Here is an 8,769-nt window from a genome sequence, read left to right on the forward strand (position 1 = left end):
AAAAGACCCGGGTATCCCTACCGGGTGGGGGCCGTGGGGGCTCTGGTGGGGCGCGCCCCGCGACGGGTGCGGCCGGCCGCGCGGGAAGTCGGCTCGGCCGACTTCCCGCGCGGGGCGACCGACGCACGTCCGGGGCGCGCCCCGGCGGCGCCCTACCGGCGCGCGCGTCCGCGCGCGCCCGGAGCGCGGGCCGCGACGATCAGGCACAGCAGGGCGGCGACCATCGCGACCACCGCCCCGTACTGCATCGACGGCGCGAGGTAACCGTCGCCCTCCAGGGCCTTGTAGAACCGGAACAACGTGACCCCGGTGACCAGGCACAGGGCCGTGGCGCCGGTGACCGACAGCCACGCCAGGCCGATATCGGGCGCGAGCAGCCGCAGGAGCGACAGGGCGGCGAGCCCGATGCCGATCCACTGGATGGCCTGCAGCAACGTGGCGGCGTTGTCGACGTCCCGGAATATCCGGAAGGGCGTCCGCATGAGGTCCAGGCCGGTCCACTGCAGGTCACCGCTGTCACGACTGCTGTAGCCGGCCCAGGGCATCGCCAGCGACCCGGCGGTGAGCGCGGCGAGGACGAGCGTCGCCGCGGCGTTGGAGCGGACCTGGCTGTTCGGGGACGGGTCGGGGGGCGTCGGCGGCCGGTGGCCCGGCGGCGGAGGCATCGTCATAGCCCGTGATGGTCGGTCAACTGGACTGTGAGCGCAAGGGGTTGGGGCTGGTCGGCGCGCGACGACCGAGCCCGGCGAGGGGGGATCACAGCCCGAGGTCGGTGAGGCCCGGGTGGTCGTCGGGGCGGCGGCCCAGCGGCCAGTGGTACGTGCGGTCCTCCTCGGCGATGGGGAGGTCGTTGATGCTCGCGTGTCGCGCGAGCATGAGGCCGTTCCCGTCGAACTCCCAGTTCTCGTTGCCGTAGGCGCGGAGCCACTGGCCGGAGTCGTCGTGGTACTCGTAGGCGAACCGCACCGCGATGCGGTTCCCGTCGTGCGCCCACAGTTCCTTGATGAGGCGGTAGTCCAGCTCCCGGTTCCACTTGCGGGTCAGGAACTCCACGATGCCGTCCCGGCCGGTGACGAACTCCGCGCGGTTGCGCCAGCGCGAGTCGGGTGTGTACGCGAGGGCGACCCGCTCGGGGTCGCGGCTGTTCCAGCCGTCCTCGGCGAGGCGGACCTTGGTGATCGCCGTCTCGCGGGTGAAGGGTGGGAGCGGGGGGCGGGGCTCGGACATGACGTGCTCCTCCGGTGGGCCTCGGCGTGATGAGAACGATCGTTCTCGCATTGTCCTCTACACTAGGAGAACGATGGTTCTCATGCAAGGGGCGGAAACGTTGGACACCGAAGTGACACGGGAGCGCATCCTCGACGCTGCCGAAGGGCTCTTCTACGCGCGAGGCATCCAAGCCGTCGGCATGGACGTGATCCGCGAGGCCTCGGGTGTCACCCTGCGGCGCCTCTACCAGCAGTTCCCGTCCAAGGGCGACCTCGTCGAGGCCTACCTCGCCCGCCGGGACACCCGCTGGCTGCACAGTCTCGCCTCGCACGTCGACGCGGCCGCGGGGACGCCGCAGGAGCGGCTGCTCGCCGTCTTCGACTGGCTGGAGGCGTGGTTCGGCCGGCCGGACTTCCACGGCTGCGCCTTCATCAACTCCTTCGCCGAGCTGGGGGGCACCTCACCCGGGGTCGCGGCCAGGGCCCGCCACCACAAGGACGCCTTCCACGCCTACCTGCGCGAGCTGACCACGGCGGCGGGAGGGACGGCGGACACCGCCGCCCGGATCGCCCTGCTGGCCGAGGGCGCCATGACCACCGCGGCGATCTCGGGCACGCCCGTCCCGGCCGGCCACGCCAAGCGGGCGGCGGAGCTCCTGCTGATGCTCGACACGCGCCCCGGCGGATCGGGAGGCCGCGTCAGCCCTTCACGCTGATCACGGCGGTGCGATCGCGGGCGGTGGGCGGCGCGCAGGTGGCCGAGGCGCTGGGCGCCGAGTACCGCCCGGGCACGCTGGGCGCGGGCCGGGCGGCGGTGGCGGCCTCGGACGCGCTGGACTTCCAGGTGCCGATGCTGGTCGGCACCTGCTCGGCGATCGCGCACGGCTTCCTGGCCGGGCCGGGCGGGCCGGGCGACCTGGCGGCGCTGCTCGGCCGCCCGCCCCGCCCGGCCCTGGAGGTCATCGCCGAGCGTCGTTGACCCCGTCTCCGACCCCGACCCCGGCCGCGACCCCGACCCCGGCCTCCGCCGCCGCCTCGGCGACCCAGCCGGGCAGCGCCTCGCGGCAGGCCAGCCACTCCGGCGGCACGGCGACCAGGCCGGTGCGGGCGGCGACCACGCCGCCGGTGATGGCGCAGGTGGTGTCCACGTCGCCCAGGCCCTCGGCGGTCGTCCACAGGGCGTCGGTCAGGCTGTCGAGGTGGTGCGCGGCGGACCAGAGGGCGAACGGCACGGTGTCGGCCGCCGAGATCCGTTGGCCGTTGCCGAGCAGGTCGGCGGCCCGCCAGGGTTCGGTGTCGGCCGACTGGCCGGCGGCGCGGCGCAGCCCCTCCCGGACGGCGCCCGGCGGCGTGCGCTCGGCCACCTCGGTCAGCAGCTCGGCTCCGGCGGGCGCGGCCGCCTTCCGGCCGCGCGCGGCCAGCGCCGCCGCCAGCGCGACCGCGACCGCCCCGGCAATGCCCTCCGGGTGCGCGTGGGTGACCTCGGCGGACAGCGCCGCCTGCTCGGCGGCCTCGTCCAGGTCCTCGTGGAACCAGGCGCCCAGCGGCGCCACCCGCATCGCCGCGCCGTTGCCGAGGCTGCCCTGGCCGTCGAACAGCGCGTGCGCCTCGGTTCGCCAACTCCCGGGATTGGCAGCGAACTTGGGCAGCAGCTCGTGCATGCCGTAGCCGTAGCCGCGGCCCGAGTCGGCCCGGTAGTTCGCGCCGAAGGCCTGGGCGAGCCGCTCCTGGTGCACGGCGTCGAAGGCGGTCAGGACGCCGAAGACGGACAGCGCCATCGCGGTGTCGTCGGTCCAGTGCCAGGGGCCCTCCTCGGGCGTGCGCCGGGCCCTGATCTGCTCGAACGCCTCCCGGGGCGAGCGGAACAGGGGGAACCAGCGCTCCCCGAATCCGTCCCCGAGGGCCAGGCCCTCCAACGAGTCACGAGCGGCGGCGAAGGATGTCATCCCGGCATCCTGTCAGCCGCCGCCGTGCCCGTGCAGGCGGATTATCGGTGCGGTCAGTGCGGTCGGTGCGGTCGGTGCGGTCAGTGCGGTCGGTGCGGGCAGTGCGGTCAGTCGCCGAGGACGGCGATCCGCCCCGTCGTCCGGCCGTCCGCGACCCGCTGGACGGCCTCCGCCGCGCCCGTCAGCGGCACCCGGTCGCTGACCAGCGGGCGGACCACGCCCTGCTCGGCGAGCTTGCCCAGCTCGTCGTGCGCGCTGCGGACGGCGCGCGGGTCGTGGGTGTTGTACAGGCCCCAGTGCAGGCCGAGGATCGAGTAGTTCTTCACCAGGGCGTGGTTGAGCGCCGCAGTCGGGATCTGCCCGGCGGCGAAGCCGACCACCACGATCCGGCCCTCGAAGGCGATGCACCGGGTCGAACCGGTGTAGGCGTCGCCGCCGACCGGGTCGAAGACCACGTCCGCGCCGCGCCCGCCGGTGGCCCCCTTCACGGCGGCGACGAAGTCCTCCGCAGTCCGGTCCACCACCAGGTCGGCGCCCAGGGCCCGCGCCGCCTCCGCCTTCGCCGCGCCGCCGACCACCGCGATCACCCGTGCGCCGGCCGCCTTGCCCAACTGCACGGCCGCGCTGCCGACCCCGCCGGCCGCCGCGTGCACCAGCAGGGTCTCGGCCGCGCGCAGCCGCGCGCGGCGGTGCAGCGCGAACCAGGCCGTCTGGTAGCCGATGTGCAGCGCCGCCGCCTCCGCGTCGTCCAGCGCCTCGGGCGCCGGGAACGCGGCCTCGGCGTCCAGCAGCGCGTACTCGGCGAAGGCGCCGTGCGGCAGCACCGGGGTGCCGATCAGCCGCTCGCCGCGCCGGGCGCCCTCCGCGACCACGCCGCACAGCTCCACGCCCGGCGTGAACGGCAGCGGCGGGCGCACCTGGTAGTGGCCGCGCGCCATCAGCGCGTCCGGGAAGTTCACCGCCGCCGCCCGCACCCGGACCAGCAGCTGCCCCGGGCCGGGCACCGGCCGCGGCACGTCCTCGGCCAGCCGCATCACCGCGGCCGGCTCGCCGAGCTCGCCCACCTGCCAGGCCCTCACAGCGCGCCGCCCTTCTCCAGCTCCCGCTGCATGCGGTTCATGCCGCCGATCCAGCGGTCCGGCTCGGTGGCCCGGTGGCGGTAGTACTCGGCGACCTCGGGGTGCGGCAGCAGCAGGAAGCGGTCCTCGCGCATCCCCGCGAGTGCCGCCTCGGCGACGTCCTCCGGGCTGATCGCGGTCGGCGCGAGCAGCGCCTCGCCGACCGCGCCGGTCGAGGCCAGCATGTCGGTGCGCACGCCCTGCGGGCAGAGCGCGTGCACCCGGACGCCCCGGTGGCGGTAGGTGGCGGCCAGCCACTCGGCGAAGGCCAGCGCGCCGTGCTTGCTGACCGCGTACGGGGCCGAGCCCAGCATCGTGAGCAGTCCGGCGGCGGAGACGGTGGACAGGAACCGGCCCTCGCCGCGCTCCAGCCAGCGGGGGAGCAGCTGGTCGGCGGCCCGGACGTGGGCCATCACGTTGACCTCCCAGGCGGCCGTCCAGGCGGCGGCGGGCGCGTCGGCGCCGCCGGTCGGGGCGACGCCCGCGTTGGCGCACCAGACGTCGATCCCGTCCTCGCCGAGTACCGCGCGGGCCCGGTCGACCAGGGCGGCCACGCCCTCGGCGGAGGCCGCGTCGCCGGGGGCGGCGGTGCCGCCGCAGTCCTTCGCGACGGCCGCGGCCGCCCCGGCGTCCAGGTCGTTGACCACCACGCGGGCGCCGGCCGCGGCGAACGCCCGGGCCAGCGCGGCGCCGATGCCGCGGCCCGCGCCGGTCACCACCACACCCCGGCCGTGCGGGAAGAGATCCGTCACAGCCCACCGCCGAGGGTGACGCCGCCGTCGACCACCAGGGTCTGGCCGGTGATCCAGCCGGCGTCCGGCGACAGCAGGAAGGCCACCGCGCCGGCCACGTCCTCCGGCACGCCGAGCCGGCGCAGCGGGTACGCGGCCGCGACCTCGTCCTCCCGGCCCTCGTACAGCGCCTCGGCGAACCTGGTCTTCACCACGGCGGGCGCGACGGCGTTCACCCGGATCCCCTGCGGGCCGAGCTCGGCGGCCAGCTCGGTGGTCAGCCGGATCAGCGCGGCCTTGCTGACCCCGTACATGCCGATGCCGAGCGAGGAGCGGATGCCGGCCACCGAGGCGACGTTGACGACCGAGCCGCCGTGTTCGCCCATCCAGGCGGCGTGCGCGCGGCGGGTCCAGGCCAGCGGGGCCAGCACGTTGACGGCGAAGATCTTGGCGGCCGCGGCGTCGTCGGTGTCCAGGACCGGGCCGTAGACGGGGTTGATGCCGGTGTTGTTCACCAGGTGGTCCAGTCGGCCGAAGGCCTCCAGGGTGCGGGCCACCGCCTCCTCCTGGTGCGCCGGGTCGTCGGCCTTGCCCGCGACGGCGATCGCGTTGTCCGGGCCGCCGAGGTCCCGGACGGCCTCGGCCAGCGGCTCGGCGTTGCGGGCGGTGAGGCAGACCTTCGCGCCACGGGCCACCAGCTCGCGCGCGATCCCGAGGCCGATGCCCCGGCTCGATCCGGTGACCACGGCCACCCGGCCCTTGAGGGAGTGCACCACGGAGGGTCCTGCCTTTCGCTTCGCTGACTGGGCTCGCCGGCCTCGCTTCGCGCGCCGACCTGACTAAGCGCTTGCTCAGCATGGTGTCGGTGGGGGAGCCTGTCAACAGCCCTCCGGCACCGCCGGAGCGAAGACGTGTACGAGTTCCCTGGGAGGATGGCGGAATGACCAGCACGCCCAGCACGCCCATCGCCGACCTCTGGCCCACCCTGCCCGGCGGCGCCGACGCCCGCCCCGAGGCGGCGCACCGGCTGCTCCGGGCCGCCGTCGAGTCCTTCGCGGAACGCGGCTTCCACGCCACCACCACCCGGGACATCGCCACCGCCGCCGGGATGAGCCCCGCCGCCCTGTACATCCACTACCAGTCGAAGGCCGCGCTGCTCGCCGAGATCAGCCAGGCCGGGCACGCCGCCACCCTCGCCCTGGTGCGAAGAGCGGCGGCCGGCGAGGGCGACCCGGCACAGCGGATGCGCGGCCTGGTCGAGCAGTTCACCGCCTGGCACGCCCGGGCCCGCACGGTCGGCCGGGTGGTCAACTACGAGCTGCACGCGCTGCCCGAGGACGCCTACGCCGTCGTCGCCGCGCTGCGCCTGGACATCGAGCGCGAGGTCAGCGCACTGATCGAGGCGGGCGTGGCGGCGGGCGCGTTCCAGGTGGCGGAGGTGCGGACGGCGGCCCGCGCGGTGACGTCGCTGGGCATCGACGTGTCGCGCTGGTACACCGACCGCTCGACCGAGACACCCGAGGAACTGGGCCGCCGGTACGGCGAGTTGGTGCTGCGGATGCTGGGCGCCGAGGTCTGAGCCGAGGCGGGCGCAGGGGCGCGCGGCGCGGCCTGCGGGCCTCAGCCGTCCAGCAGCAGGCGGACGGCCAGCCCGCCGACCAGGGCCGCGGAGGCGAGCGCGGTGACCAGGCGGCCGCGCGGGCCGGTGAGGGCGCGGCCGAGGAGCGCGCCGCCCGCGGCCAGCAGCAGCTGCCAGCTGGCGGAGGCGGCGAGCGCCGCGGCGGTGAACACCACGCGGTCGGCGCCGCCCGGCGGGTGCGGGCCGTCGCCGAGGACGAGGGCGGCGAAGTAGAGCACCGTCAGCGGGTTGAGCAGCGTGATCCCGAGCAGGGTGAGGAAGGCCCGGGCGGGCGAGGGCGGCGCCTGGTCGCGCAGCGGCCCGCCGTCCGCGCGGCGGGCGCGCAGCGCGGCGCGGGCGGTGCGCGCGGCGAGGGTCAGCAGGACGAGGGCCGAGCCGATCCGCAGCGGCGTGGCGACCGGCGCGATCAGCGGGGCGAGCCCGGCGCCGCCGAGGGCGGCGAGCAGCGCGTACAGGCCGTCCGCCGTGGCCACGCCGAGCGCGGCGCAGGCGCCGGTCCGCAGCGAGGTGCGGGCGGTGAGCGTGACCAGGTAGGCGCCGACCGCTCCGACCGGCACGGCGACGCCGTACCCGGCGAGCAGGCCGGCCACCAGGGCGGCGCTCATCCGAGCGCGCGGTCGGGCCTCCGGTGGCGGCCGGTGCGCTGCTGTCGGCCCCGCGCCGGGCGGGCGGCGGCGAGCGGCGACGGCAGAGCGGCGGTGTGGTCCATGCGTCGATGCTGGCCGCCCGGGGCCGGGGGTGGCAACCGGTTTTCCACGACCGCCGGGTAGCGTGGGCGGGGTCGTGATCACCGCTGCCGAGGAGAGTCGATGAATCGTCAGAGCGATCCTGTGCGTGCCCTGTTGGCCGAGGCGTGGGCGTCCTGGGCGGAGCGCGGCGCGGCGCTGGACGCCGAGGGCTGGAGCCGGCCGACCAGGCTGCCCGGGTGGACGGTGCGGGAGCTGTACGCGCACGTCGCGCCGGTGCCGGAGATGTTCACCGGGCTGCGCGCGGCCGTCCTGGACGGGCCCGCAGCGGTGACCGGCGGGGCCGGGATCCTGCGGGCGTACAACCGGCCCGGCGGGATCGCGCACACCGCCGCCGACCAGGTCGCCGAGGCGGCGAAGCAGACCGCGGAGGCGGCCGAACCGGCCGTGCTGCTGGCCCGGTTCGGGGTGGAGGGCCCGGCGGCCCTGGCGGAGATGGCCGACCTGGCGCCGGAGGCCGTCGTCGCGCACCCGCTGCTGGGCAGCGTGACGGTCGGCGCGCTCGGCGAGGTCGCGCTGATGGAGGCCACCGTCCACCTGCTCGACCTGATCGCGGCCATCGGCGGCCCGCTGCCCGCCGACGCGGCGCTGGCCTTCACCCGGGCGCTGCTGGCCGAGGTCGCCGACCCGGTGGAGTTCATCGAGGCCGCGACGGGCCGCAGCCCGGCGGCGGTGCTGCCGGTCATCCGCTGAGGCCCGGGGCGTGCCCGGCGGATCCTCCCCACGAGACACGCCCCGGGGCCGCCGACCGGGTTCGAGCAGGTCAGCCGTATGATCGGGCGGAGACGTCGCCTCCGGGGGGAAGCCAGTGAGTTCGTTGATCGGCCTGTTCTGGCTGGTGCCCGCCGCCTGCTACGGCGCCGGATCGCTCGCCAAGCGCGCCCGCAAGGCGGCGAAGACCCGGCACCAGCGCAAGCTCGAACTCCTCGACGTCACGCACCGTCAGCGCGTCGCCCTGGAGACGGCCAACCGCCCGCCCGAGCCGGTCTGCGGCTGCACCCACCACCTCGCCAAGCACGACCGGCAGGGCCGCTGCTGCGAGGAGGAGCGGACCGCCGTCGAGTGGGACGCCGAACTCCGCCCGCTGCGCCACGAACTGCGCGGCTGCACCTGCCGGCAGTACGTCGGCCCGGAGCCGCTGGGGACGGTCTTCGCCCCGGAGCTGGTCGACCCGCGCTGAACCGGGCGCAGGGCGGCCCTGCGGCCCTGCGCCCGGCTCACGCCGGTGCCACGGAGTCCCGGCGGCGGGTCAGCGCTGGAGGGTGAGCAGGCCCGGACGCCAGGGCAGCTGGTCGTAGGGGCCGGTCGCGGTGGGGGACTTGCCCTGGTAGAGGAGTCGCAGGTTGCAGGGGTCGACGGTCATGGTCTGGTCGGGGTTGTC

At 76.0% G+C, this 8,769-nt stretch carries 13 protein-coding genes; 5 read left to right on the plus strand and 8 right to left on the minus strand.

From position 1 onward, the window contains the following. Positions 1-152: 152 nt before the first annotated feature. Both ACPC54_RS31450 and ACPC54_RS31455 read right to left on the minus strand, forming a co-directional pair. A complete protein-coding gene (locus ACPC54_RS31450; RefSeq protein ID WP_498969692.1) occupies positions 153-671 on the minus strand; it encodes a hypothetical protein in 519 nt (172 codons plus the stop codon). 85 nt (positions 672-756) lie between these two features. Then, on the minus strand, positions 757-1,227 hold the full coding sequence (locus tag ACPC54_RS31455; RefSeq protein WP_498969693.1) for a nuclear transport factor 2 family protein: 471 nt from the start codon (positions 1,225-1,227) through the stop codon (positions 757-759). Positions 1,228-1,309: 82 nt separating this feature from the next. Here ACPC54_RS31455 and ACPC54_RS31460 point away from each other — a divergent pair, with 82 nt between their 5' ends. Further along, positions 1,310-1,924, plus strand: coding sequence for a TetR/AcrR family transcriptional regulator (locus tag ACPC54_RS31460; protein ID WP_498969694.1), 615 nt, complete (start codon positions 1,310-1,312; stop codon positions 1,922-1,924). Positions 1,925-1,932: 8 nt separating this feature from the next. Then, positions 1,933-2,187, plus strand: coding sequence for a hypothetical protein (locus tag ACPC54_RS31465; protein WP_498969695.1), 255 nt, complete (start codon positions 1,933-1,935; stop codon positions 2,185-2,187). On the opposite strand, the gene ACPC54_RS31470 is transcribed toward ACPC54_RS31465, so the two are convergent. The 4 genes from ACPC54_RS31470 to ACPC54_RS31485 form a co-directional block, all read right to left on the minus strand. Then, a complete protein-coding gene (locus ACPC54_RS31470) occupies positions 2,168-3,154 on the minus strand; it encodes an ADP-ribosylglycohydrolase family protein (protein WP_498969696.1) in 987 nt (328 codons plus the stop codon). The genes ACPC54_RS31465 and ACPC54_RS31470 overlap by 20 nt on opposite strands. Positions 3,155-3,261: 107 nt before the next feature. Further along, entirely contained in the window at positions 3,262-4,233 is a 972-nt protein-coding gene (locus ACPC54_RS31475) for an NADPH:quinone oxidoreductase family protein (RefSeq protein WP_498969697.1), read from the minus strand. Further along, complete coding sequence (locus ACPC54_RS31480; RefSeq protein ID WP_498969699.1) at positions 4,230-5,024, minus strand: SDR family oxidoreductase; 795 nt, start codon at positions 5,022-5,024, stop codon at positions 4,230-4,232. Before ACPC54_RS31480 ends, ACPC54_RS31475 begins: the two co-directional genes overlap by 4 nt. Next, positions 5,021-5,779, minus strand: a complete 759-nt coding sequence (locus tag ACPC54_RS31485) for an SDR family oxidoreductase (RefSeq protein ID WP_498969701.1) — start codon at positions 5,777-5,779, stop codon at positions 5,021-5,023. The genes ACPC54_RS31480 and ACPC54_RS31485 overlap by 4 nt, the downstream gene beginning before the upstream one ends. A 164-nt stretch (positions 5,780-5,943) precedes the next feature. Here ACPC54_RS31485 and ACPC54_RS31490 point away from each other — a divergent pair, with 164 nt between their 5' ends. Next, the gene (locus ACPC54_RS31490) at positions 5,944-6,582 is read left to right on the plus strand and encodes a TetR/AcrR family transcriptional regulator (RefSeq protein WP_498969703.1); all 639 of its coding nucleotides are present in this window, start codon (positions 5,944-5,946) and stop codon (positions 6,580-6,582) included. A gap of 41 nt (positions 6,583-6,623) precedes the next feature. On the opposite strand, the gene ACPC54_RS31495 is transcribed toward ACPC54_RS31490, so the two are convergent. After that, positions 6,624-7,247: a LysE family transporter gene (locus ACPC54_RS31495; RefSeq protein WP_498969704.1), complete on the minus strand. Its 624-nt coding sequence runs from the start codon at positions 7,245-7,247 to the stop codon at positions 6,624-6,626. Positions 7,248-7,451: 204 nt separating this feature from the next. Here ACPC54_RS31495 and ACPC54_RS31500 point away from each other — a divergent pair, with 204 nt between their 5' ends. Together ACPC54_RS31500 and ACPC54_RS31505 are read left to right on the plus strand one after the other, a co-directional pair. Next, positions 7,452-8,081 (plus strand): maleylpyruvate isomerase N-terminal domain-containing protein, encoded by a 630-nt coding sequence (locus ACPC54_RS31500; protein WP_498969706.1) that lies wholly within the window; start codon positions 7,452-7,454, stop codon positions 8,079-8,081. 115 nt (positions 8,082-8,196) lie between these two features. Continuing rightward, positions 8,197-8,568, plus strand: a complete 372-nt coding sequence (locus ACPC54_RS31505) for a hypothetical protein (RefSeq protein WP_498969707.1) — start codon at positions 8,197-8,199, stop codon at positions 8,566-8,568. A 69-nt stretch (positions 8,569-8,637) separates the two neighbouring features. Here ACPC54_RS31505 and ACPC54_RS31510 read toward each other — a convergent pair. Then, positions 8,638-8,769 (minus strand): non-reducing end alpha-L-arabinofuranosidase family hydrolase (locus ACPC54_RS31510; protein WP_498969713.1); only part of this gene is annotated, 132 nt, incomplete at its 5' end.

This window comes from Kitasatospora sp. NPDC094028 (assembly GCF_049543595.1).
GTDB lineage: Bacteria > Actinomycetota > Actinomycetes > Streptomycetales > Streptomycetaceae > Kitasatospora.

Coding starts and splice junctions, on each gene's coding strand:
- ACPC54_RS31460 (WP_498969694.1), top strand. CDS start 1,310: ATGCAAGGGGCGGAAACGTTGGACACCGAAGTGACACGGGAGCGCATC.
- ACPC54_RS31450 (WP_498969692.1), bottom strand. CDS start 671: ATGACGATGCCTCCGCCGCCGGGCCACCGGCCGCCGACGCCCCCCGAC.
- ACPC54_RS31455 (WP_498969693.1), bottom strand. CDS start 1,227: ATGTCCGAGCCCCGCCCCCCGCTCCCACCCTTCACCCGCGAGACGGCG.
- ACPC54_RS31490 (WP_498969703.1), top strand. CDS start 5,944: ATGACCAGCACGCCCAGCACGCCCATCGCCGACCTCTGGCCCACCCTG.
- ACPC54_RS31500 (WP_498969706.1), top strand. CDS start 7,452: ATGAATCGTCAGAGCGATCCTGTGCGTGCCCTGTTGGCCGAGGCGTGG.
- ACPC54_RS31470 (WP_498969696.1), bottom strand. CDS start 3,154: ATGACATCCTTCGCCGCCGCTCGTGACTCGTTGGAGGGCCTGGCCCTC.
- ACPC54_RS31495 (WP_498969704.1), bottom strand. CDS start 7,247: ATGAGCGCCGCCCTGGTGGCCGGCCTGCTCGCCGGGTACGGCGTCGCC.